23 protein-coding genes and 1 riboswitch are annotated in these 22,924 nt (G+C 75.8%); of the genes, 21 read left to right on the top strand and 2 right to left on the bottom strand.

All coding sequences use genetic code 11. The features are described 5' to 3' along the window. The first annotated feature begins 108 nt into the window (after positions 1 to 108). The 13 genes from JN535_RS06995 (at position 109) to JN535_RS06935 (ending at position 13,306) form a co-directional block, all read left to right on the top strand. Positions 109 to 1,002 carry a tyrosine-protein phosphatase gene (locus JN535_RS06995; RefSeq protein WP_205204214.1) on the top strand — a complete coding sequence of 298 codons (894 nt, stop codon included), beginning with the start codon at positions 109 to 111 and terminating at the stop codon, positions 1,000 to 1,002. Between the two features lie 281 nt (positions 1,003 to 1,283). Then, complete coding sequence (gene mihF / locus JN535_RS06990) at positions 1,284 to 1,595, top strand: integration host factor, actinobacterial type (protein WP_205204213.1); 312 nt, start codon at positions 1,284 to 1,286, stop codon at positions 1,593 to 1,595. Between the two features lie 61 nt (positions 1,596 to 1,656). Beyond that, positions 1,657 to 2,319, top strand: coding sequence for a guanylate kinase (gmk, locus tag JN535_RS06985; RefSeq protein ID WP_205204680.1), 663 nt, complete (start codon positions 1,657 to 1,659; stop codon positions 2,317 to 2,319). Between the two features lie 177 nt (positions 2,320 to 2,496). Continuing rightward, positions 2,497 to 2,775 (top strand): DNA-directed RNA polymerase subunit omega, encoded by a 279-nt coding sequence (gene rpoZ / locus JN535_RS06980; RefSeq protein WP_047234226.1) that lies wholly within the window; start codon positions 2,497 to 2,499, stop codon positions 2,773 to 2,775. A 95-nt stretch (positions 2,776 to 2,870) separates the two neighbouring features. Then, complete coding sequence (coaBC, locus tag JN535_RS06975) at positions 2,871 to 4,157, top strand: bifunctional phosphopantothenoylcysteine decarboxylase/phosphopantothenate--cysteine ligase CoaBC (protein ID WP_205204211.1); 1,287 nt, start codon at positions 2,871 to 2,873, stop codon at positions 4,155 to 4,157. A gap of 63 nt (positions 4,158 to 4,220) precedes the next feature. Next, the gene (gene metK / locus JN535_RS06970; RefSeq protein WP_205204201.1) at positions 4,221 to 5,417 is read left to right on the top strand and encodes a methionine adenosyltransferase; all 1,197 of its coding nucleotides are present in this window, start codon (positions 4,221 to 4,223) and stop codon (positions 5,415 to 5,417) included. A 121-nt stretch (positions 5,418 to 5,538) separates the two neighbouring features. Then, positions 5,539 to 7,866 carry a primosomal protein N' gene (locus JN535_RS06965; RefSeq protein ID WP_205204199.1) on the top strand — a complete coding sequence of 776 codons (2,328 nt, stop codon included), beginning with the start codon at positions 5,539 to 5,541 and terminating at the stop codon, positions 7,864 to 7,866. Next, positions 7,863 to 8,522 (top strand): HAD family hydrolase, encoded by a 660-nt coding sequence (locus tag JN535_RS06960; RefSeq protein WP_205204197.1) that lies wholly within the window; start codon positions 7,863 to 7,865, stop codon positions 8,520 to 8,522. The genes JN535_RS06965 and JN535_RS06960 overlap by 4 nt, the downstream gene beginning before the upstream one ends. A 19-nt stretch (positions 8,523 to 8,541) precedes the next feature. After that, on the top strand, positions 8,542 to 8,913 hold the full coding sequence (locus tag JN535_RS06955; protein WP_205204195.1) for a hypothetical protein: 372 nt from the start codon (positions 8,542 to 8,544) through the stop codon (positions 8,911 to 8,913). Positions 8,914 to 8,977: 64 nt separating this feature from the next. Next, entirely contained in the window at positions 8,978 to 9,931 is a 954-nt protein-coding gene (fmt, locus tag JN535_RS06950) for a methionyl-tRNA formyltransferase (RefSeq protein WP_205204193.1), read from the top strand. Between the two features lie 134 nt (positions 9,932 to 10,065). Next, positions 10,066 to 11,664, top strand: coding sequence for an RsmB/NOP family class I SAM-dependent RNA methyltransferase (locus JN535_RS06945; protein WP_240200675.1), 1,599 nt, complete (start codon positions 10,066 to 10,068; stop codon positions 11,662 to 11,664). 131 nt (positions 11,665 to 11,795) lie between these two features. Continuing rightward, positions 11,796 to 12,023, top strand: coding sequence for a helix-turn-helix domain-containing protein (locus JN535_RS06940; RefSeq protein ID WP_074806350.1), 228 nt, complete (start codon positions 11,796 to 11,798; stop codon positions 12,021 to 12,023). Beyond that, a complete protein-coding gene (locus JN535_RS06935; protein WP_205204189.1) occupies positions 12,020 to 13,306 on the top strand; it encodes a HipA domain-containing protein in 1,287 nt (428 codons plus the stop codon). The genes JN535_RS06940 and JN535_RS06935 overlap by 4 nt, the downstream gene beginning before the upstream one ends. Positions 13,307 to 13,388: 82 nt before the next feature. Here JN535_RS06935 and JN535_RS06930 read toward each other — a convergent pair whose 3' ends face one another. Continuing rightward, positions 13,389 to 13,955: a GNAT family N-acetyltransferase gene (locus JN535_RS06930; protein WP_307868340.1), complete on the bottom strand. Its 567-nt coding sequence runs from the start codon at positions 13,953 to 13,955 to the stop codon at positions 13,389 to 13,391. A 52-nt stretch (positions 13,956 to 14,007) separates the two neighbouring features. On the opposite strand from JN535_RS06930, the gene rpe reads away from it, so the two are divergent. The 8 genes from rpe (at position 14,008) to JN535_RS06890 (ending at position 20,691) form a co-directional block, all read left to right on the top strand. Beyond that, entirely contained in the window at positions 14,008 to 14,676 is a 669-nt protein-coding gene (gene rpe, locus JN535_RS06925; RefSeq protein ID WP_205204181.1) for a ribulose-phosphate 3-epimerase, read from the top strand. A 215-nt stretch (positions 14,677 to 14,891) separates the two neighbouring features. After that, a riboswitch (FMN riboswitch) is annotated at positions 14,892 to 15,015 on the top strand. Between the two features lie 161 nt (positions 15,016 to 15,176). Then, positions 15,177 to 16,304: a bifunctional diaminohydroxyphosphoribosylaminopyrimidine deaminase/5-amino-6-(5-phosphoribosylamino)uracil reductase RibD gene (gene ribD, locus JN535_RS06920; RefSeq protein WP_240200674.1), complete on the top strand. Its 1,128-nt coding sequence runs from the start codon at positions 15,177 to 15,179 to the stop codon at positions 16,302 to 16,304. Then, on the top strand, positions 16,304 to 16,927 hold the full coding sequence (locus JN535_RS06915; RefSeq protein ID WP_205204179.1) for a riboflavin synthase: 624 nt from the start codon (positions 16,304 to 16,306) through the stop codon (positions 16,925 to 16,927). The genes ribD and JN535_RS06915 overlap by 1 nt, the downstream gene beginning before the upstream one ends. Then, positions 16,924 to 18,366: a 3,4-dihydroxy-2-butanone-4-phosphate synthase gene (gene ribB, locus JN535_RS06910; protein WP_307868338.1), complete on the top strand. Its 1,443-nt coding sequence runs from the start codon at positions 16,924 to 16,926 to the stop codon at positions 18,364 to 18,366. The genes JN535_RS06915 and ribB overlap by 4 nt, the downstream gene beginning before the upstream one ends. Next, complete coding sequence (ribH, locus tag JN535_RS06905) at positions 18,363 to 18,830, top strand: 6,7-dimethyl-8-ribityllumazine synthase (RefSeq protein WP_205204177.1); 468 nt, start codon at positions 18,363 to 18,365, stop codon at positions 18,828 to 18,830. Before ribB ends, ribH begins: the two co-directional genes overlap by 4 nt. Positions 18,831 to 18,900: 70 nt before the next feature. Next, positions 18,901 to 19,164 carry a phosphoribosyl-ATP diphosphatase gene (locus JN535_RS06900; protein ID WP_024839663.1) on the top strand — a complete coding sequence of 88 codons (264 nt, stop codon included), beginning with the start codon at positions 18,901 to 18,903 and terminating at the stop codon, positions 19,162 to 19,164. A 117-nt stretch (positions 19,165 to 19,281) separates the two neighbouring features. Then, positions 19,282 to 20,136, top strand: coding sequence for an ATP phosphoribosyltransferase (hisG, locus tag JN535_RS06895; protein ID WP_205204175.1), 855 nt, complete (start codon positions 19,282 to 19,284; stop codon positions 20,134 to 20,136). A 60-nt stretch (positions 20,137 to 20,196) separates the two neighbouring features. Beyond that, positions 20,197 to 20,691: a PH domain-containing protein gene (locus JN535_RS06890; RefSeq protein ID WP_205204173.1), complete on the top strand. Its 495-nt coding sequence runs from the start codon at positions 20,197 to 20,199 to the stop codon at positions 20,689 to 20,691. Positions 20,692 to 20,793: 102 nt separating this feature from the next. Here JN535_RS06890 and JN535_RS06885 read toward each other — a convergent pair whose 3' ends face one another. Beyond that, entirely contained in the window at positions 20,794 to 22,707 is a 1,914-nt protein-coding gene (locus JN535_RS06885; RefSeq protein ID WP_205204171.1) for a DEAD/DEAH box helicase, read from the bottom strand. Positions 22,708 to 22,924 lie beyond the last annotated feature (217 nt).

Raw genomic sequence — 22,924 nt, 5'->3', positions numbered from 1 at the left:
CCGGTCGACGGGGCCGGCGCCTGCGGGCGCCGGCCCCGTCGTCGTGCCGAGGACGCCGGGGTCCCGCGTCCGGGTGGCCTCGTCGTCGTGCCGTGCGAGACTGCGCCCATGACGTCCCACGACACCGCCCGCGCCGCGGGCCCGAGCACCTCCGGCGCGCCCACGGAGGCGGCTGCCGTCCCCGCACCCGAGGCCGCAGCGGTGCCGGGGGCGCTCGACGTGCCGGGCACGTGGAACGCGCGCGACGTCGGGGGCCGGGCCGCCCCGGTCGGGCACGACGAGCCCTTGCGCACCGGCGTGCTGCTGCGGACGGCGAGCCTGTCGCGCCTGGCCCCGGCGGGCCAGGCGGCGCTCTCCGACCTCGGGGTGACGACGGTGCTCGACCTGCGGGGGGACGACGAGCTCGCGCGTGACGGCGCGGACGCGGTACCGGGCGGCGTCCGGGTGCTGCGCCGCGGCATGGACCCCGCGCGGGGCCTGCAGGCGGGGAGCGGGGACGGCGGGGGAGCGTCGGCCGACCCCGCCGCGCTGATCGCGGGCCTGCTGGCGGCGGACGACCCCACGGTGGTCGCGCGTCGCATGATGCACGGCGTGTACGCGACGTTCGTCCAGGACCCGGGCATCCGCGCGACGGTCGGGCGGGTGCTCGGCGAGGTCGCGAACGCGGAGGGGGCGACGGTCGTGCACTGCTCGGCCGGGAAGGACCGCACGGGGTGGGTGGTCGCCCTCGCGCAGTACGTCGCGGGCGTGGGCGACGAGGACCGGATGGCGGAGTACCTCGCGAGCCGCGCGGCGGTGGACGGGCTCGCCGCGCTCGTGCCTCCCGTCCCCGGCCTGTCGCCGGACGCCCTGGCGCCGGTCCTCACGGTGGAACCGGAGTACCTCGAGGCCGCGTGGGACCTCGCCGCCCGGGAGCACGGGAGCGTGGACGGCTACCTCGTCGCGTGCGGGGTGACGACCGCCGTGCGCGACGCGCTCGTCGCACGTCTCGTGGCGTCCTGAGCGTCACCCGGTGCCCCTCACGTCGCCCCTCACCTTGCCCCTCGCGTCGCTCCTCGCGGCGCCCCTCGCAGTGCCCCTCGCAGTGCCCCTCGCCGCGACGACGGCACGCGACGCGCCATGCCCAGTCGTTGCCCGATCGGTCGAGGCTCGCTACGTTCGAGGGGTCGGCTCCGTGCGTCGGCGCAGGTCGCCCGGGTGATTCACCCGATTAGGGCTCCTCGTCGGGGCGCGTCGGGACGACTGAGTGGGCCCATCCGCCTGACGACGAGTAGGTGACTTGCGTGGCACTTCCACCCCTGACCCCAGAACAGCGCGCGGCGGCGCTCGAGAAGGCCGCCGAGGCCCGACGCGTGCGCGCCGAGGTGAAGAACAGGCTCAAGTACTCCCAGGGCTCCCTGAAGGAGGTCATCGAGCGCGGGCGGACGGACGACATGATCGGCAAGCTCAAGGTCGTCTCGTTGCTGGAGTCCCTGCCCGGCGTGGGTAAGGTGAAGGCTCGGGCGATCATGGAGGAGATCGGGATCGCCGAGACACGTCGTGTCCGCGGCCTCGGCCCCCACCAGTCCGCGGCCCTCATCGAGAGGTTTGGCTGACATTTCCGCGCACCCGTCCGAGCCGACGCCGTCCGTCCCCGCCGAGGGGGCGACGGCGCCGGTGGTCTCTCCCAGCCCTGCCCGTCTGACCGTCCTGGCCGGACCGACCGCCGTCGGGAAGGGGACCGTGTCGGCCGACATCCGCGCCCGGTACCCGGAGGTCTGGCTGTCCGTGTCGGCGACGACGCGCGACCCGCGGCCGGGCGAGGTGGACGGGGTCCACTACCTGTTCGTCGGCCGGGACGAGTTCGCCCGCATGGTCGCGGAGCGCGAGCTGCTCGAGTGGGCGGTCGTGCACGGCCGCAACAGCTACGGCACGCCCCGGCACGCGGTCGAGGAGAAGCTCGCCGCGGGCGTGCCGGCACTCCTGGAGATCGACCTCCAGGGCGCGCGCCAGGTCCGGGCCTCGATGCCCGAGGCGCGGTTCGTGTTCCTCGCCCCACCCAGCTGGGACGAGCTGGTGCGCCGGCTCGTGGGCCGCGGCACCGAGGACGCGGAGGAGCGCGAGCGTCGGCTCACGACGGCGCAGGTCGAGCTCGCGGCGGAGTCGGAGTTCGACCACGTCATCGTCAACGACGAGGTGCATCGCGCGACGGACGAGCTCGTGCGCGTCATGGGGCTCGAGCCCCGGCCCGTCGGGGTCGGGACCGGTGACCCCGCGCGAGCCGCGGATCGCGCGCCGTCCGGGCGCACCGAGCAGCGCACCGAGCAGCACAGCGAGTAGACTGTGCTGCGGTGCTCGCGCGCGGGCCCGCTCCCCGGTGGGCCGCAGGCCCGGACCGCGGACCCGGCACATGCCCGGGGCCGCGCCCGCCCGGCCCCGGACGGAGCGGACGGCGCGCCGCCGCCATCGACCAGCTGCAGCCGTCGGCTGCAGACCCTTGAACCCACGGAGCGAACTGTGTCCGGAACCGTCGCCGCCCCCGAGGGCATCACCGACCCGCCGATCGACGACCTGCTGGAGCACGTCGACTCGAAGTACGCGCTCGTCATCTACTCGGCCAAGCGTGCGCGCCAGATCAACGCGTACTACTCGCAGCTCAGCGAGGGCCTGCTGGAGAACGTCGGGCCGCTGCTCGAGACGCGCAACCAGGAGAAGCCGCTCTCGATCGCGATGCGGGAGATCAACGCGGGCCTGCTGACGATCGAGGCCGAGCCCGACGAGGCCGACGAGGCCTGAGCCCGTACGCCGCGCCCCTCACGAGGAGGGCGCGGCGTTCGTGCGTCCGCGGCCGGGTGGGCGCGGTGTCGAGCGGGAGCGGCGGGAGGAGCGACATGCGGATCGTGCTCGGGGTGAGCGGCGGGGTCGCGGCGTACAAGGCCGTGCTGCTGCTGCGGCTGCTGCGCGAGCAGGGTCATCGGGTGCGCGTGGTCCCCACGGCGTCGGCGCTGCGGTTCGTGGGCGCACCCACGTGGGAGGCGCTGTCGGGCGAGCCAGCGACGGACCAGGTGTTCGAGGACGTCGAGCACGTGCCGCACGTCGCGCTGGGCCAGGGCGCGGACCTCGTCGTCGTGGCGCCCGCCACCGCGGACCTCCTCGCGCGGGCGGCGTCGGGCCGGGCGGACGACCTGCTCACCTCGACGCTGCTGACCGCACGCTGCCCGGTCGTCATGGCGCCCGCCATGCACACCGAGATGTGGGAGCACGCGGCCACGCAGGCGAACGTGGCGACGCTGCGCGCGCGCGGCGTGCACGTGATCGAGCCGGCGTCGGGCCGCCTCACGGGCGCCGACACGGGCCCGGGCCGGCTGCCGGAGCCCGAGGAGATAGCCCGCGTCGCGCTGGCGGTGGCGCAGGATTCGGGAGACGCCGGCGGGGTGCCCGGCGTCGCGGCGCCGCGGCGCGACCTCGCGGGACGGCGCGTCGTGGTGTCCGCGGGCGGCACGCGCGAGCCGATCGACCCGGTCCGCTTCATCGGCAACCGGTCCAGCGGGCGTCAGGGGGTCGAGCTCGCCCGATCGGCTCGGGCGCGGGGCGCCCACGTGACGCTCGTCGCGGCGAACCTCGCTCCGGACGTCGCCGCGCTCGTGCGGGACGCCGGCCTGGAGGACGTGGTCGCGGTCGAGACGACGGCGCAGCTGCGGGAGGCCGTGCGCGCCGCGGCGACGTCGGCGGACGTCGTCGTGATGGCCGCGGCGGTCGCGGACTTCCGACCGGCGCACGCGCCCGGCGCGAAGATCAAGAAGGTGCCGGGCCGCGGGCCCGAGCCGATCACGCTGGTGGAGAACCCGGACGTGCTCGCCGAGCTCGCGCACGACCGGCTGCGCGCCGACCAGGTCGTGGTGGGCTTCGCGGCCGAGACGGGGGACGCGGACGGCTCGGTGCTCGACCACGGTCGGGCGAAGGCGCGCCGCAAGGGCGCGGACCTGCTCGTCGTGAACGCGGTGGGCGAGGGGCGCGGGTTCGGCGTCGACGCGAACGACGTGACCGTCGTCGACGGGTCCGGCGAGCTGGTCGCGACGGCGGGCGGCACCAAGCGCGAGGTCGCGGACGCGGTGTGGGACGTCGTCGCGCGCGTCGCGGCGGACCGTGCGGACGCAGGAGCCGTACCGGCCGAGTGACCCGCGTCTCGTCTCGCCTGCCGGATGCCCGCGCCCACGCCTCGGGACAGTAGGCTGTGCGGCATGGCTGATCTGCGTCTGTTCACGTCCGAGTCCGTGACCGAGGGACACCCGGACAAGGTCTGCGACCAGATCTCCGACGCCATCCTCGACGCGCTCCTGGCCCAGGACCCGACGTCGCGCGTCGCCGTCGAGACGATGGTCACCACGGGCCTCGTGCACGTCGCGGGCGAGGTGACCACGGACGCGTACGTCGAGATCCCGCAGATCGTGCGCGACGTCGTGCGCCGCATCGGCTACACGTCGTCCGCGATCGGCTTCGACGCGGACTCGTGCGGCATCTCGGTGTCGATCGGGCAGCAGTCGCCCGACATCGCGCAGGGCGTCGACAAGAGCCTCGAGGAGCGCGACGACCAGGGCGACCACGACCCGCTCGACGCGCAGGGCGCGGGCGACCAGGGCCTCATGTTCGGGTACGCGAGCGACGACACCCCGAGCCTCATGCCGCTGCCCGTCTGGCTCGCGCACCGGCTCGCGGAGCGCCTCGCGCTCGTGCGCCGCGACGGGACGGTGCCGGGGCTGCGCCCGGACGGCAAGACGCAGGTCACCATCGGGTACGACGGCGACCGTGCGGTCACGCTCGACACCGTGGTCCTGTCGACGCAGCACGACCCGGACGTGCGCCAGGACGAGCTGCACCGGCAGGTCGCGGCGCAGGTCGTGACGCCGGTCCTGGACGCCGCGGGTCTCGACCTCGACGTGCGGGCGACGCGCCTGTTCGTCAACCCCACGGGCACGTTCGTCGTGGGCGGGCCGCAGGGCGACGCGGGCCTGACGGGCCGCAAGATCATCGTCGACACGTACGGCGGCATGGCGCGGCACGGCGGCGGGGCGTTCTCCGGCAAGGACCCGTCGAAGGTGGACCGCTCCGCGGCGTACGCGACGCGCTGGGTCGCGAAGAACGTCGTCGCGGCCGGCCTCGCGCGCCGCTGCGAGGTGCAGGTCGCGTACGCGATCGGCAAGGCGCACCCCGTGGGCCTGTACGTCGAGACGTTCGGCACGGAGAAGGTGCCGGTCGGGCGCATCACGGCCGCGATCCGCGAGGTGTTCGACCTGCGCCCCGCGGCGATCATCCGCGACCTCGACCTGCTGCGCCCCGTCTACGCCGCGACGGCCGCGTACGGGCACTTCGGGCGCGAGCTCGAGCAGTTCACGTGGGAGCGCACGGACCGCGTCGCGGACCTGCAGTCCCAGGTGTGAGGAGCGTCGTCGCGCACCGCCGGGGCGTCGGTGCCGGAGCCGGTCGCCGCGGAGTCGCGGGTGCCGAGCGTGGGGCGGTGAGCGCGCCGGTCGTGACGGCGGCGCGTGGTTCGATGGCGTCGTGAGCGAGCCGGAGGACACGTCGCGCGCGGTGCAGGACACGCTGCTCGGCGTCGCGCCCGCGGCGCCAAGGCGGGGCCCCGCCCCGCCGGCGTCCCACGAGATCGCCGCGCACCTGCCCGTCGCGCGGCTCGCGCTCGATCTTGCGCCCGCGCACCTGGACCGGGCGTTCGACTACCTCGTGCCCGCCGCGATGTCCGACGACGCGCAGCCGGGCGTGCGGGTCAAGGTGCGGTTCGCGGGTCGTGACGTCGACGGGTACGTCCTGGAGCGGGTCGAGCGGTCCGACCACGACGGTCGCCTCCTGCCGCTGCGGCGCGTCGTGTCGCCCGAGCCCGTGCTCGCGCCCGCGGTGGCCCGGCTCGCGCGCACCGTCGCGGACCACTACGCGGGGACGCTGTCGGACGTGCTGCGCCTCGCCGTCCCGCCGCGGCACGCGCGCGCCGAGCAGTCCTTCGCGGCGCGGACCGCCCCCGACGCGGTCCCCGCGCCGGTGCCGGCCCCGAGTGAGCGCGGCGTCGCCGTCGCGGCCGAGCCGGCTCCTGCGGCCTCTCTCGCGCACGAGTCCCCTCCGGCCGTCGGCCCGGCGCGTACGGCGCACGAGGGGTCCGTGTGGGCCCCGTACCGGGCGGGTGCCGCGTTCCTCGCGCACGTCGCGGGCGGCGGGGCGCCGCGCGCCGTGTGGACGGCGCTGCCCGGACTCGCGCCCCCCGCTCCCGCACCGGAGTCGACGCCCGAGGGCCGGCGCCGCCTGGGCCGGTCGCGCGAGGAGCCCGACGCCCCGCCCGTGACGCACTGGGCGGCCGCGGTCGCCGAGGCGGTGCGCGCGGCCCGGTCGGGCGGGCGCGGCGCGCTCGTCGTCGTCCCGGACGCGCGCGACGTCGACCAGGTGTGCGCCGCGCTCGACGCCGCGGGCCTGCCGGCGTGGGACACGGCGTCCGGGGGCGAGGTCGTGCGGCTCACGGCGGACGAAGGCCCGGCGCCGCGCTACCGCGCGTTCCTCGCCGTCCTGCACGGCGACGCGCGCGTCGTCGTCGGGACGCGTGCGGCGGCGTTCGCGCCCGTGGTCGACCTCGGGCTCGTGGTGTGCTGGAACGACGGCGAGGACACGCTCGCCGAGCCGCGCGCCCCCTACCCGCACGCGCGCGAGGTACTCGGCCTGCGCAGCGACCAGGAGGGCGCGGCGTTCCTGCTGGGCTCCCATGGGCGCACGGTCGCGGCGCACGCGCTCGTCGTGCGCGGCTGGGCGCACGAGCTCGCGGCGCCGCGCGACGTCGTGCGGGCCCGGGCGCCGCGCGTGCGGGCGCTGACGTCGGTGGAGCTGGCCGCCGAGGGGCCGGGCGCCGCGGCGCGCATCCCGACCGCGGCGTGGCGCGCGGCACGCTCCGCGCTCGAGCACGGGCCGGTGCTGGTGCAGGTGCCTCGCTCGGGGTACGTGCCCGTCGTCGCGTGCGCCCGGTGCCGCACGCCCGCGCGCTGCACGGTGTGCCACGGACCGCTCGCGCTGTCGGGTGCGGGCGCGACGCCGCAGTGCGCGTGGTGCGGGGCGCTCGCGGGCGGCTGGTCGTGCGCGGAGTGCCACTGGACGGGGCTGCGGTCGGTGCGGGTCGGGTCGCAGCGCACGGCGGAGGAGCTGGGGCGCGCGTTCGCGGGGGTCCCGGTGCAGGTGTCGGGTGCCGCGGCGGCGGGCGGGGTGCTGGGCGCGGTGTCCGCGCGTCCCGCGCTGGTCGTCGCGACGCCGGGTGCGGAGCCGGTCGCCGAGGGCGGGTACGCGGCCGCGCTGCTGCTCGACGCCGCGGTGAGCACCGCGCACGTCGGGCTCGACGTCGCGCAGGACGCGCTCGCGCGCTGGCTCGCCGCCGCGGCGCTCGTGCGTCCGGCGACGGCGGGCGGGCAGGTGCTGCTCGTCGGCGACGCGGCGCCGGCACCGACGAACGCGCTCGTGCGCTGGGACCCGGCGCTCCTCGCGGACCGCGAGCTCGACGAGCGCGCCGAGCTCGCCCTGCCGCCGGCCGTGCGCGTTGCCGCGGTCACGGGCGACCGTCCTGCGGTCGCGGCGGTCCTGGGCCGTGTCGAGCTCGCGCGACCGGACGCCGTGCTGGGACCCGTGGAGGTGCCCGCGGCCCCGCGCGGGCGCGGAGCGGTCGAGCCGGGCGGCGCTCCGGCGCCCGTCATGGTCGATGCCCCGCCCGTGCGCGCGGTCGTGCGCGTGCCGGTGGGCGACGGACGCCGCCTCGCGCGCGAGCTCGCTGCGTCCCTGGCGGTGCGCTCGGCGCGGCGCGAGCCGGGTAGCGTGCGGGTGGAGCTCGACCCGAAGGAGATCCTGTGACGCACCACCCCGCGACGCCCGACGCCACCTTCCCGGACGCCTCGGCGCGCGCGATCGACGCCGTGCTGTACGACTTCGGCAACGTCCTGGTGGGCTGGGACCCGTACGGCGCCTATGCCGGGCTGGACCGGGAGGTCGTCGACGCGTTCTTCGCCGACGTCGACTTCCGGGTCCTCAACCACGAGCGCGACGCCGGGGCCACGTGGGCGGACGCGCGCGCCGCGGTCGAGGCCACCCACCCGCACCACGTGGCGCTCCTGGACCGCTACCTGGAGCAGTTCCCCGCGACCCTCACCGGTCCGGTCGAGGGATCGGAGGAGCTCGTGCGCGAGCTGCGAGACCTCGGGCTGCGCCTGTACGGGCTGACCAACTGGTCCGCCGAGCTCTACCCGCACGCCGCGCCCGCCGCTCCCGCGACGACGCTCATGGACGACGTGCTCGTCTCGGGCCGTGAGGGCCTGGCCAAGCCGGATCCCGCGATCTTCGCGCTCGCGGTCGCGCGGTTCGGCCTCGACCCGGCGCGCACGCTCTTCACGGACGACAGCGCCGCGAACGTCGACGCCGCCGCCCGCCTCGGCCTGCGCACGCACCTCTTCGAGGGCACGCCCGGCCTGCGGACCGCCCTGCGCGCCCTGGGCGTGCCCGTCGCACGGTGACGGTGCCAGGATGGGCGCCATGCTCCCCGGTCGACGCCCGACCCTCACGACGACGGCCCTGCTCCTGGTCGCGGCGCTCGCGGCCTGCTCCGACGGCGTGTCGACCGCGACCGCCCGGTGGTACGTCGCTCCGGACGCGGACCTCGCGGGGAACGTGCTGCCGATCGTGATCGAGCACGGCGCCGCCTGCGAGGAGTACGCGGGCGTCGACGTCGTGGAGAGCGACGACACGGTCGACATCACGGTACGGGTGGTCGTGCACCGGCCGGAGGAGGGGTCTGCGTGCCCCGAGTCGGCGACCGCACGCCACGTCGACGTCCCCCTGGGCGCGCCGCTCGGCACCCGGACGCTGGGCGGGCCGGGGCTCGAGGAGACCCCCGACCTCGGGTAGCACGACCACGACCTCCCGCGACGGTCCGCGGGGCGGGAGCGGGGCGGCACCTAGACTCGGGCCCATGCGCCTGCTGTTCGCCGGGACCCCGGATACCGCGGTCCCGTCCCTCGACGCCCTCCTCGACTCCCGCCACGACGTCGTCGCCGTTCTCACGCGCGCCGACGCCCCGTCCGGCCGGGGACGGCGCCTGACCCCCAGCCCCGTGCGCGTGCGCGCCGAGGAGGCCGGGGTCCCCGTGATCACCGACCGCCCCCGCGGCGAGGACTTCCTCGCGCGCCTGACCGAGCTCGACGTCGACGCGGCGCCCGTCGTCGCGTACGGGGAGATCCTGCGGCCAGACGTGCTCGCCGTCCCGCGCCACGGGTGGGTGAACCTGCACTTCTCCGTCCTGCCGGCCTGGCGCGGCGCCGCACCCGTGCAGCGCGCGATCATCGCCGGCGACGAGGTGACCGGGGCGACGACGTTCCTCATCGAGGAGGGCCTGGACTCCGGCCCCACGCTCGGCACGACGACCGAGACCATCCGTCCGCGGGACACCGCAGGGGACCTCCTGGGCCGCCTCGCCGTGTCCGGCGCGGGCCTGCTCGTCGCGACGCTCGACGCGCTCGAGGACGGCACGCTGCGCCCGCAGCCCCAGCCCGCCGACGGCGTCTCGCACGCCGCGAAGCTCACGCCCGCCGACGCGGAGGTCCGCTGGGACCACCCGGCGCTCGCGGTCGACCGCCTCGTGCGCGGCTGCACGCCGGCCCCCGGGGCGTGGACGACCCTTCCCGGCGCCGACGGCGCCCCCGCCCGCCTGGGGCTCGGCCCGGTCACCCCGCGTCCCGACGTCGTCGACCTCGCGCCGGGACAGGTGCGTGCCGGCAAGAAGGAGGTGCTCGTCGGGACCGCGACCCACGCCGTCCAGCTCGGGGACGTCGCGCCCGTGGGCAAGAAGCACATGGCTGCGGCGGACTGGGCGCGGGGCGCACGCCTCGCCGAGGGCACCGTGCTCGGGGCGGAGGCCGCCCGATGAACGCCGAGCGCCGCGGCGGCGACCGGCCTGAACGGCGCGACGGGCGTCCGACGGGCGGGCGCCCGGGCGCCTCTTCGAACGCACGTTCGACCGACCGCGGGTCCGGCGACGGCGGCGACCGCGCTCGGTCGAACATGCGTTCGAACGCCGGAGGGGCTGCTCCGGGCGCCGCATCGAACACCCGTTCGAGCGCGGGTCCCCGACCGGACGCCGGGCCCGCGGGGGAGCGCCGCGACGCCCGCGGCCGCCAGCGCGGTGCCGCCCGGTCGCGGGGCGAGACCCACCGCAGCGCGAACGCTCCCTCCCAGCGGCGCAAGGGCACCGACCCCGCCCGCGCGGTCGCGTTCGACGTCCTGCGCCAGGTCGACGGCTCCGACGCCTACGCCAACCTCGTCCTGCCGCCCCTCCTGCGCGAGCGCGGCATCCGCGGCCGCGACGCCGGGTTCGCCACCGAGCTCGCCTACGGCACCCTGCGCCTGCGGGGCCGCTACGACGCCATCCTCGCGCTGTGCCTCGACCGCCCCCTCGACCGCCTCGACGCTCCCGTGCTCGACGTCCTGCGCCTCGGCGCCCACCAGATCCTCGGCATGCGCGTGCCCCAGCACGCCGCCGTGTCCGAGACGGTCGGGCTCGCGCGCGAGCGCATCGGCGCCGGCAGCGCCCAGCTCGTCAACGCCGTCCTGCGCCGCGTCGCCCGCACCCCCCTCGACGACTGGCTCACCACCCTCGCCGACGACGCACCCGACGACCTCGCGGCGCTCGCGGCCACCCAGAGCCACCCCGTGTGGATCGCCCGCGCCCTGCGCGACGCCCTCGCCGGCAACGGCCGCCCCGTCACCGAGCTCGACGCGCTCCTCGCCGCCGACAACGACGCCCCGCGCGTCACGCTCGTCGCCCGCCCCGGCCTCGCCGACCCCGACGAGCTCTCCGACGGCGACGACCGCGTGACGACCGCCCGGTGGGCCCCCACCGCGCTGCGCCTCGAAGGGGGCGACCCTGCCGCGTACTCCGCCGTCCGCGACGGTCGTGCCGGCGTCCAGGACGAGGGCAGCCAGCTCGTCGCCCTCGCCCTCGCCGCGGCACCCCTCGCCGATGCGTCCGACGGCGTCGCGCCTCCGACGGACGCGCGTTGGCTCGACCTGTGCGCCGGGCCCGGCGGCAAGGCCGCGCTCCTCGCGGCGCTCGCGGCCGAGCGCGGCGCCCGCCTCGTTGCCAACGAGGTCCAGCCCCACCGTGCGCGCCTCGTGGAGAAGGCGCTCGCCGCCGTCCCGGCCGACGCCGTGGAGGCCGTCCGCACGGGCGACGGCCGCGCCGTCGGGCAGGACGAGCCGGGCGCGTACGACCGCGTGCTCCTCGACGCCCCCTGCACGGGCCTGGGTGCGCTGCGCCGCCGCCCCGAGTCCCGGTGGCGCCGCACGCCCGCGGACCTCGCGACCCTCACCGGGCTCCAGCGCGAGCTCCTCGACTCCGCTCTCGACGCCGTCCGGCCCGGGGGAGTGGTCGGCTATGTCACGTGCTCGCCCCACCTCGCCGAGACCCAGGTCGTCGTCGCCGACGTGCTGCGCCGCCGCGACGACGTCGAGGTCCTGGACGCCCCCGCCGTCGTGCGCGACGTCGTGCGTCCCGAGGCGCGGGACACCATCGAGCTCGGCGACCGCCAGGACGTCCAGCTCTGGCCGCACGTCCACGGCACCGACGCGATGCACCTGACGCTCTTGCGCCGGACGGTATGACGGCGGCGCCCTCGAGGGATGTCAGTATATTTCGACATCACAGGCGTGTCGGAGTAACCTGACGTCGAGGTGTGTCAGGTAATTCTGACGCCGCAGCACACGCCCCGCGCACCGACGGCAGGAGAACGAGCATGGCCGACACCTGGACCACCCCCCGCAGCCCCCGCGACCTCGGCGCCTACCTCAGCCGCGTCCGCCGAGCCCGAGGGCTCACGCAGGCCCAGGTCGCCGACGAGCTCGGCATCACCCGCCAGTACCTCTCCGAGCTCGAGAACGGCGTCGAGAACCTCTGGGTCCAACGACTCTTCGAGCTCCTCGACACCCTCGACGTCGACCTGCGACTCCAGGAACGCCGATGACCACCGTCACCGCCTGGCTCTACGGCACCCCCGTCGCGACCCTCGCACCCGCCGGCCTGCGCACCACCGACGGCACGCCCCGCGTCACCCTCACCTGGACCGCCGACGCCCTCGACCGCTGGGGACACGACGCCCGAGTCCTCTCCCACCTGCTCCCCATCACCCCACCCGACGAGCCCCCGCCCCACCCCGCGCGCGTCGCCGCCTGGCTCGACGGACTCCTCCCCGAGGGCCGCACCCGCGACGCCATGGCCATCGACGCCGGCATCGACCCCGACGACGCCCTCGCCTTCCTCGTCCACTACGGCCACGACACCGCCGGCGCCGTCCTCCTCGCACCCGAAGCACAGCCCCTCCCCACCCCCGGCACCCCCGAACGCCTCGACGACGCCGCCGTCGCACGACTCCTGCGCGCCGCCGTCGCCCGCAGCGGGGGAGAAGGACGCACCGACCACCTCACCAGCTCCCTGCCCGGCATGGAACCCAAGATCACCCTCCTCCACGACCAGCACGGCTGGGCCCGCCCCCGCGGCACCGCACCCACCACCCACATCCTCAAGGTCGCCCGCCCCTCCGACTCACCCACCGCCGACCTCGTCAACACCGAGGCCGCCGCCCTCGACCTCGCCCGCCGCATCGGCCTCACCACCGTCGACGCCCACGTCACCGAGCTCGACGGCGAGCGCGCCATCGTCGTCACCCGCTACGACCGCGTCCCCGACCCCACCGAACCCGGCGGCACCGCACGCCTCCACCAGGAGGACACCGCGCAGGCCCTCGGCATCAACACCCGCGACCCCGAGCGCAAGTTCCAGCACGGACGCCGCTTCCCCTCCCTCGCCGCCATCGCCCGCACCCTCCGCGACGACGGCACCCGCCCCGACCCCCTCCTCGCCCTCACCACCTTCAACCTCGCCATCGGCAACACCGACGCCCACGCCAAGAACATCTCCGTCCTCCGCCACGCCGACGGCACCGTCCGCCTCGCCCCCGCCTACGACGTCTCCATGCACCTCCACCACGACCACGCCTCCCGCGTCTTCGCCATGGACGTCGCCGGCGAGCGCGACATGGACCGCCTCACCGCCGACCACCTCGTCACCGAGGGCACCACCTGGGGACTGCCTCGCCGCCGCGCCCAGCGCGCCGTCGCCGAGACCCTCGACGGACTCCTCGCGGCGCTCGCGGACGTCGACCGCGACGCCCACCCCGGCGTCAGCCGCCACGCCTGGCACACGGTCGAGCAGCGCACGACCGCCCTCCGCCGAGGCCTCGTGGCATGAGCGTCGCCCCGTCTGGGCCGAGCATGCGGTTGCGGCCCGCCCCCGGTACCTGACGGGCGGTAGCCGCATGCTCGGCGGGCGCTCAGAGGGAGCGCTGGAGGAGGATCGTGTCGACCCAGCGGCCGTGCTTGTAGCCGACGGCCGTGAGGCGGCCGGCCTCGACGAAGCCGAAGCGGCGGTGCAGCGGGATCGATCCTGCCGCCTCGGGGACGTCGGCGACGACGGAGACGACCTGGCGGACTCCTGCGGCCGCGCTCGCGTCCAGGAGCGCGCCGAGCAGGGCGGTGCCGACGCCGCGCCCGGCGTGGGCCGGGTCGAGGTAGATCGTGTCCTCGGCGGTGTGCCGGTACGCGGGCTTCGGGCGCCAGGCGGACGCGTAGGCGTAGCCCGCGACCACCGGGCCGCTCGTGCGGTCCGTCCGGGCCGGGCCGTCGACCTCCGCGACGAGGAACGGCAGTCCGCGCGCGGTGAGGTCGTCGAGCTTGTGCTGCCACGCCGGGACGTCCCAGACGTCCTCCTCGAACGTCACGCACGTGTCGAGGACGAACGGGGCGGCGATCTCGGCGACGCGCGCGAGGTCGTCCGAGGTGGCGGGACGCACCGTCACGATCGGCGGGGTCGTCGCTCCGGGGGAGGGGAGGGTGCTCACGTCAGGAGCCTACGAGCGTCGCCGGAGGTGGTAGGCACCCTAGGCTGGGCGCATGGCAGCCCTCATCGCACCGAGCATCCTGTCCGCCGACTTCGCGAACCTCGAGCGCGACCTGAACGCGATCGAGACGGCGGACTACGCGCACGTCGACGTCATGGACAACCACTTCGTGCCGAATCTCACGCTCGGGCTGCCCGTGTTCGAGCGACTCGCCCAGGTGTCGCCGGTCCCGATCGACGCGCACCTCATGATCGAGGACCCCGACCGCTGGGCGCCGGCGTACGCGGAGGCCGGCGCGGCGTCCGTGACGTTCCACGCCGAGGCCGCTGCTGCCCCTGTGCGGCTCGCGCGCGAGCTCCGGCGCCTGGGGGCCCGCGCGGGCCTCGCGCTGCGCCCTGCGACGCCTGTGGAGCCCTTCCTGGACCTCCTCGCGGAGGTCGACATGATCCTCGTCATGACGGTCGAGCCGGGATTCGGCGGCCAGTCGTTCATCGAGGGGACGCTCCCGAAGATCCGGCGGGCCCGCGAGGCCGTGAGCGGGTCCGGCCTCGACGTGTGGATCCAGGTCGACGGGGGAGTGTCGCGCTCGACGATCGAGCGAGCCGCGGAGGCGGGGGCCAACGTCTTCGTCGCCGGGTCGGCGGTGTACGGGGCGGAGAGCGTGCCGGACGAGATCCAGGCGCTGCGGGAGCTGGCGGAGGCGTCGGCGCACGCCCACTGACGGCCGGCCGAGAAGGAGCCCGAGCAGAGGGCTCCTTCTCTCGTCCCGATAAAAATAGTGTGCCAAGCGGCCATACACACACCCCGAGTGAGCCACACACCTCACCAAAAAGCACGGAGAAGGGCACGTCCGGTTCACGTCCGTTCGACAGGCGGACGGGGCCACCCGGGGGAATGCGCGAGTAGCATGCTCGGTTGGAAGCAGCAGTACGCACGAACGTGCTCCGGGGTCGGTGCAATTCCGAGCCGGCGGTGACAGTCCGCGACCCGCGCCCACGCGCGGTTGACCTGGTGGAACTCCAGGACCGACGGTGACAGTCCGGATGGGAGGAAGCACGTGCGGCGCGGCCACGCCCAGAGCGTGGTGCTCCGACGACCCGTCGGCGCACCGGTTCGCGACGGCGGTGGCCTCGCCGTGGTGAGCGACGCCGTCGGGCCGGTCCAGGCCTGACCCCGCCGCCCGCCCTCACCCCGGAGCGCTCGTGCCCGGGAGGAGGACGGATGGGCGAGCATCCCCGCACCCTGACGATCGACGCCGCGATGGCGCGCGCGCTCGAGCTGGCGGCTCGCGGGCCGGCGCACGGCCCCAATCCCCGCGTCGGCTGCGTGCTCCTGGGGCCCGCCCCGGACGGTCGAGCCGCGCCCGACGGCGCCTCGCCGGAATCGCTGGACCCGCACCCGCGGCGTGTCCTCGCCGAGGGGTACCACCGGGGTGCGGGCACGCCGCATGCCGAGGCCGCGGCTCTCGCGGACGCGCGGGAGCGCGGGGTGGACGTCGCCGGCGCGACCGCCGTCGTCACGCTCGAGCCGTGCGCCCACACGGGTCGCACCGGCCCGTGCGCCGACGCGCTCGTCGCCGCGGGCGTGGCGGAGGTCGTGCTCGCCGTCGACGACCCGAACCCCGTCGCCTCGGGCGGCGCACACCGCCTGCGTGCCGCGGGGGTCCGCGTCGTGCGCGGCCTGCGCGCGGCCGAGGGCGAGGAGCTTCTGCGCGTGTGGCTCACCTCCGTGCACCGTGGCACGCCGTACGTGACGCTCAAGACCGCGACGACGCTCGACGGCTACGTCGCTGCCGAGGACGGCACGAGCCGCTGGATCACCGGGCCTGCGGCGCGCGAGCACGCGCACCGCGTGCGCGCCGAGGTCGACGCGATCCTCGTCGGCACCGGCACGCTCCTCACGGACGACCCGGCGCTCACGGCGCGGGTCCTGGCCCACCACGACGCCGCGGGCGACGGTCGGCTCCTGGAGCACCAGCCGCTGCGGGTCGTCGTGGGACTGCGGGGGATCCCGCCGTCCGCGCGGGTGCGCGGGGAGGGCGGCGAGCTGGTGCACCTGCTGACGCGCGACGTCGGTGAGGTGCTGGGGAGGCTCGCGGAGCGGGAGGTGCGGCACGTGCTCGTGGAGGGCGGTCCGACGTTGGCGACGGCGTTCCTCGCGGCAGGCGCGGTGGACGAGCTGCACGCGTACGTCGCCCCGGTGCTGCTGGGGAGCGGTCGGCGGGCCGTGGACGGTCTGGGGGTGGCGACGATCGCCGACGCGCACCGGTTCCGCACGGTCGAGGTCAGGCGCGTCGGGGACGACGCGCTCGTGGTGTCCAGGAAGCGCACGGAAGGACGGGACGGCTGATGTTCACGGGGATCGTGGAGGAGATCGGGAGGGTCCGGGGGGTCGAGCTCCCGGGCGGCGCGGGGGCGGACGCGGTGCTCACGGTCGAGGGGCCGCTCGCGACGTCGGACGCGGGGCTCGGCGACTCGATCGCCGTCAACGGGGTGTGCCTCACGGTGACGAGCCTGGGGGGCGACGGGTCGTTCACGGCGGACGTCATGCCGGAGTCGCTGCGCCGGACGGCGCTGGGCGATCTGGTCGCGGGTTCGCCGGTGAACCTCGAGCGGGCCGTCCGGGCGGACGCGCGCCTGGGAGGTCACGTGGTGCAGGGCCACGTGGACGGCGTCGGGACGCTCGTGAGCCGCGCGCCGGGCGAGCGCTGGGACGACCTGGTGTTCTCCGCCCCGACCGGGCTGACACGCTACGTCGCCGAGAAGGGCTCGATCGCGGTGAGCGGGGTGTCGTTGACGGTGACGCACGTGGACGAGGGGACGTTCGGCGTCTCGCTCATCCCGACGACGCTCGAGGCGACGATCCTCGGTGGCCTGGTGCCCGGCGACCGGGTGAACCTCGAGGTGGACGTGCTCGCGAAGTACGTCGAGCGCCTGCTCCGGTCAGGTGTGGTCCCCGGGAGCGCGTCGTGACGGGCGCGGGGTCCGCGAGCGCCGCGGTGCCGGAGGGGACGGCGGGCGTGCGCCTGGGGTCGGTCGAGGAGGCGCTGGCGGAGATCCGGGCGGGGCGACCGGTGCTGGTGGCGGACTCCCCGGACCGGGAGAACGAGGCGGACGTCGTGTTCGCGGCGCAGGGGGTGTCGGCGGAGTGGGTGGCGTGGACGATCCGGCACTCGTCGGGGTACCTGTGCGCGCCGATGCCGGCGGCGCGGGCGGACGCGCTGGAGCTGCCGTTGATGGTGCCGCACAGCCAGGACCCGCGGCGCACGGCGTACACGGTGACGGTGGACGCGGCGACGGGGGTGACGACGGGCATCTCGGCGGATGACCGGGCCCGGACGTTGCGGGTGCTGGCGGACCCGGCCTCGGGTCCGGTGGACCTGATCCGGCCGGGGCACGTGCTGCCGTTGCGGGCGGTCCCGGGCGGGGTGCTGCATCGCGCAGGGCACACGGAGGCGGCGGTGGACCTGGTGCGTCTGGCGGGCGTGGGCGAGGTCGGCGGGATCGCGGAGCTCGTGCACGACGACGGGACGATGATGCGGCTGGGGGACGCGGCGGCGCTGGCGGAGCGGGACGGGCTGGTGCTCATCACGATCGCGGACCTGGTGGCGTGGCGGCGGGTGCACGACCCGGCGCCGGCGGCGGCCGTGGAGGTGCCGGACCGGGAGGCGTTGGCGCGTCGGGTGCACCGGACGGCCGAGGCGGACCTCCCGACGGCGCGCGGCCGGTTCCGGGTGGTCGGGTACAGGGACCTGCGGACGGGGGCGGAGCACGTCGCGCTCGTTCCTGCGGCGGCCCCGGCTGGCGCGGCAGACCGCGGTGAGACGGACCGCGGTGAGGCGGCCGCGGAGGCCGCGAGCGCCGTCGGGCGGGACGGGGTGCCGGTGGTGCGGGTGCACTCGGAGTGCCTGACGGGGGACGCGTTCGGGTCGTTGCGCTGCGACTGCGGTCCGCAGCTGCAGGCGGCGATGGAGCGGGTCGCGGCGGAGGGTGGTGCGGTGGTGTACCTGCGGGGGCACGAGGGCCGTGGCATCGGGTTGCTGGCGAAGATCGGGGCGTACGAGCTGCAGGACGCGGGTCTGGACACGGTGCAGGCGAACCTGGAGCTGGGGTGGCCGGTGGATCGTCGTGAGTACGGGGCGGCGGCGGCGATCCTGGCGGACCTGGGGCTGTCGCGGGTGCGGTTGCTGACGAACAACCCGGCGAAGGTGACGGGCCTGGTGGCCTCGGGCATCGACGTGGTGGGTACGGAGCGGATCGAGGTGGGTCACGGGGAGCACAACCGGGCGTACCTGGTGACGAAGAAGGTGGCGATGGGTCATCTGCTGGACACGGTGGCGGTCCCGGACGGGACGGTCGTGGCGGAGTCGGACGACGAGTCGGTCGTGGAGACGAAGGAGGACGAGGGATGAGCGGGGCAGGTGCGCCGACGTTGAGCGTGGACGGGTCGGGGCTGCGGGTGACGGTGGTCGCGGCGAGCTGGCACACGGAGGTGATGGACGGCCTGCTGGCGGGGGCGCGCCGGGCGTTGGCGGCGGCGAACGTGTCGCACGTGAGCGTGGTGCGGGTGCCGGGGTCGTTCGAGCTGCCGGTGGCGGCGGCGCGGGCGGTGGAGCACGGTGCGGACGCGGTGGTGGCGCTGGGGGTGGTGATCCGTGGGGGGACGCCGCACTTCGAGTACGTGTGCCAGGCGGCGACGTCGGGCCTGACGGACGTGAGCGTGCGCACGGGTGTGCCGGTGGGGTTCGGTGTGCTGACGTGCGACGACGAGCAGCAGGCCCTGGACCGGGCGGGTCTGGAGGGGTCGCGCGAGGACAAGGGCGCGGAGGCGGCGGAGGCGGCGGTCGCCACGGTGGTGGCGCTGCGCGACCTGTGACGGGGGCCGGGGCGTGCCCGCTGGGCGGACACGCCCCGGCCCTGACCGGGTGGCGGATACCCTGGAGCGCGTGAAGACGTTCGAGTCCCTGTTCGCGGAGCTGTCCGAGAAGGCCACGACGCGACCTGCCGGTTCCGGCACGGTCGCGGAGCTGGACGCCGGCGTGCACGCGATCGGGAAGAAGGTGGTCGAGGAGGCCGCCGAGGTGTGGATGGCCGCCGAGTACGAGGGCGACGTGAAGACGGCGGAGGAGATCTCCCAGCTGCTCTACCACCTGCAGGTGCTGATGCTGGCGAAGGGCCTGAGCCTGCAGGACGTGTACGAGCATCTGTGAGCGGCCGCCCCGGTGAGCGACCGCTCCCGGCCGCGAGCGCCGCTCGCCCCTCCGTCTCGTCCCGACCGTGCACCCGTCCTGCCTGATCTGCCTGATCCCCTGAACGAAGGTCCTGTCATGCTGCGTATCGCCGTCCCCAACAAGGGGTCCCTGTCCGAGCCCGCCGTCGAGATGCTGCGCGAGGCGGGGTACCGCCAGCGTCGTGACTCGCGCGAGCTGGTGCTGGCGGACCCGGACAACGACGTCGAGTTCTTCTTCCTGCGTCCCCGCGACATCGCGGTGTACGTGGGGTCGGGCACGGTGGACGTGGGGATCACGGGCCGGGACCTGCTGCTGGACTCGGGTGCGGACGCGGTGGAGCACATGCAGCTCGGCTTCGGGGGGTCGACGTTCCGGTACGCGGCCCCGGCGGGCGCGGTGACGTCGCTGGAGCAGGTGCAGGGGCTGCGGGTCGCGACGTCGTACGAGGTGCTCGTCGAGGGGCACCTGCGCTCGAACGGCGTGGAGGCCACGGTCGTGCACCTGGACGGCGCGGTGGAGTCGGCGGTGCAGCTCGGGGTGGCGGACGTCGTCGCGGACGTGGTCTCGACGGGCACGACGCTGCGGGGCGCGGGCCTGGAGGTTTTCGGTGACCCGATCCTCGTGTCGGAGGCGGTCCTGATCCGTCCGCGCGCGGTGGCGGAGGCGGACGTGCCGGCGGGCGTGGAGGTGCTGAGCCGGCGCCTGCAGGGCGTGCTCACGGCCCGCCAGTACGTCCTCATGGACTACGACGTGCCGGTGTCGCTCGTGGAGCGAGCGGTCGCGATCACGCCCGGCCTGGAGTCGCCGACGGTGTCCCCGCTGCACGACCGGGACTGGGCGGCGGTGCGGGCGATGGTGCGCCGCGACCGGACGAACCAGGTCATGGACGCCCTGTACGACGTGGGGGCGCGCGCGATCCTCGTGACACGGATCCACGCGTCCCGCCTCTGACCTTGCTCGACCCCGGCGCCGACGCCGGTGTGCGTCGAGCGGGTGTGAGACGGTGGCGGCATGAGCACCGAACCGTTCCCTGATCCTGGCCTGCCCGGGGAGCGCCACGACGACCCGTACCGGCCGTTCCGGCCCCGGTTCGGGCTGGTGTCGGCGTGGGCGACCGGCGTGGTGGTGGTCGGCGGGTGCGTCGTCGTCGGGCTCTTCGCGACGGGCCCGCTCGGCACGTCGTGGGTGAACCGACTGTCCCTGGCGGCGTTCGCGCTGTTCGCGACGTGGCTGCTGTGGCGCCTCGGGGGGGTGCACGCGGTGCCGTCGCGCGACGGCCTGCGGGTGCGCAACGTCATCTACACGCGCGAGCTCGCGTGGGCGCAGGTCGTGTCGGTCCGGTTCGGCTCCGGCGACGCGTGGGTGCGGCTCGACCTCGCGGACGGGTCGACGCTCGCCGTCATGGGGATCCAGCGGGCCGACGGCGCCCGCGGCGATGCGGACGCGCGGCGCCTCGCCGCGCTCGTCCAGGCGCACGGCGAGGCGCGCGAGGAGCCGCGGCCCTGAACCGTGGGCGCACGGCGCGCACCCCACGGACGCGGACGGCCCCCGGATCTCGTGGATCCGGGGGCCGTCGTCGTGCGGACGTCGCCGCGTGGCGACCGCGCGTCAGGAGGCGGCGCGGTGGCGCGGCTTGCGCTCGCCCCGGTCGTCGGCGCGGTCGAACCGGTCACGACGCTCGTCACGACGGCCGGACGGGCCGTGCCCGCCGCGCGGCCCGCGCGAGGCGGGCGCGCCCTCGTCCACGCGGATGCGCAGCGCCTTGCCCGCCACGCGGGCGCGGGAGATGCGGTCCATGGTGTCCGCGTCGAGCGGGGCGGTGATGTCGACCAGCGAGAACGACGGGAAGATGTCGATCTTGCCGACGTCCGATCCGGCCAGGCCGGCCTCGTTCGTCAGGGCGCCGACGATCCCGCCGGGCAGCACGCCGTCCTTGTGCCCGACGGACAGGCGGTAACGGGTGCCGACGGCGTCCCGGCGGATGCCGCGCGTCCCGTCGCCCTCGCGACGGCCCGACGCGCGCTCGCCGCGCGGGCGGTCGCCCGTGCGCTCCGTGCGACGCGCCTTCGCCTGCTCGCGCGCCGCGGCACGCTCCGCCTCGAACCGCTCCTGCTCCTCACGGGCCCGCGGGCCGTCGTCACCCACCGCGAGCGCCGCCATGGCCGCCGCGAGGTCGACGGGGTCGACGTCGTGCTCGGCGAGGAAGGTGCGCACCATGTCGGCGTACATGGACAGGCGGCCGGCCTCGCGGCGTGCGGGTACCTGGCCGAGGAGGGCGCGGACCTTGTGCGCGGACACGTCGGCGGGGGAGGGGATCTCCACCTCCTGCAGCGGCGTGCGGGTGGTGCGCTCGATGGCGCGCAGACGGCCGCGCTCGTGCGGCGTGACGAAGCTGAGGGCCTCGCCGGTGCGGCCGGCGCGGCCGGTGCGGCCGATGCGGTGCACGTACGCCTCGGGCTCGCCCGGCAGGTCGAAGTTCACGACGAGGCCGATGCGGTCGACGTCGAGGCCGCGCGCGGCGACGTCGGTCGCGACGAGGACGTCGAGCGCGCCCGAGCGCAGACGCTCCACGATCCGCTCGCGCTCCTTCTGCGCGACGTCGCCCGAGATGGTGGCGGCGGAGATGCCGCGCTCGACGAGCGCGGACCCGACCTCCTCCGCGGCGCCGCGCGTGCGGGTGAACACGATCGCGGCCTCGGCGTCGGACGTGGCGAGGACGCGCACGAGCGCGCCGGTCTTGTGCCGGAACGGCACGACGGCGTACGTCTGGCGCACGCTCGTCACCGTGGACGACTGCCGGGCGACCGCGATCTCGACGGGGTCGGCGAGGTGCTCGTTCGCGACGCGGCGGATCGGGGCGGGCATCGTCGCGGAGAAGAGCGCGACCTGACGCTCGCGCGGCGCGCGGGAGAAGATCGTGTCGACGTCCTCCGCGAAGCCCATGCGCAGCATCTCGTCGGCCTCGTCGAGCACGAGGAAGCGCACGTCGTCGAGCACGAGGGTGCCGCGCTCGATGTGGTCGATGACGCGCCCGGGCGTGCCGACGACGACCTGCGCGCCGGCCGCGAGCGCCCGCTGCTGGGGCTGGTACGGGGAGCCGCCGTACACGGCGACGACGTCGACCTTGGGCAGGTGGGTCGCGAACGACTCCACGGCGTCGGCGACCTGCATCGCGAGCTCGCGCGTCGGGGTGAGGACGACGGCCTGCACGCGCCGCTGGGCCGGGTCGATCGCGGCGAGCAGCGGGAGGCCGAACGCGGCGGTCTTGCCGGTGCCGGTCTGCGCGACGCCGGTGATGTCGCGGCCCGCGAGGAGCGCCGGGATGGCCTCGGCCTGGATCGCGGACGGGGTGACGAAGCCGAGGTCGGCGACGGCGCGCTCGAGGGGAGCGGGCAGGCCGAGGTCGGCGAACACGGGCCCGGCGGGAGCCGCAGGCTCCGGGCGGGTCTGCTCCGTGAGCGGGGTGGAGGTGTCGATGGAGGGGTCGAGGGCGTGCGAGGGCGCGACGACGTCAGCAGTCATGAAAGGGTGAGGACCGTTCGTTTCGGGGTGTGGAGTGGCGTGCGGTCACCGGGTCGGTTCTCGCAGGTCGCACTCCCGAACACACCAGGCCGGCCACCGCCACGATCAGGGAGATCAGGGGGGTCGGCCGCTCTCACGGACACACGCGGGACGAGCGACGAACTCCAAAGGTGCACCCATCGTACCGGAGCGCGCGGCCGGGCCGCGTGGCCCGGCC

The organism is Cellulosimicrobium cellulans (genome assembly GCF_016921195.1).
Classification (GTDB): domain Bacteria; phylum Actinomycetota; class Actinomycetes; order Actinomycetales; family Cellulomonadaceae; genus Cellulosimicrobium; species Cellulosimicrobium cellulans_F.
This window is presented reverse-complemented; position numbering and strand designations above follow the sequence as displayed.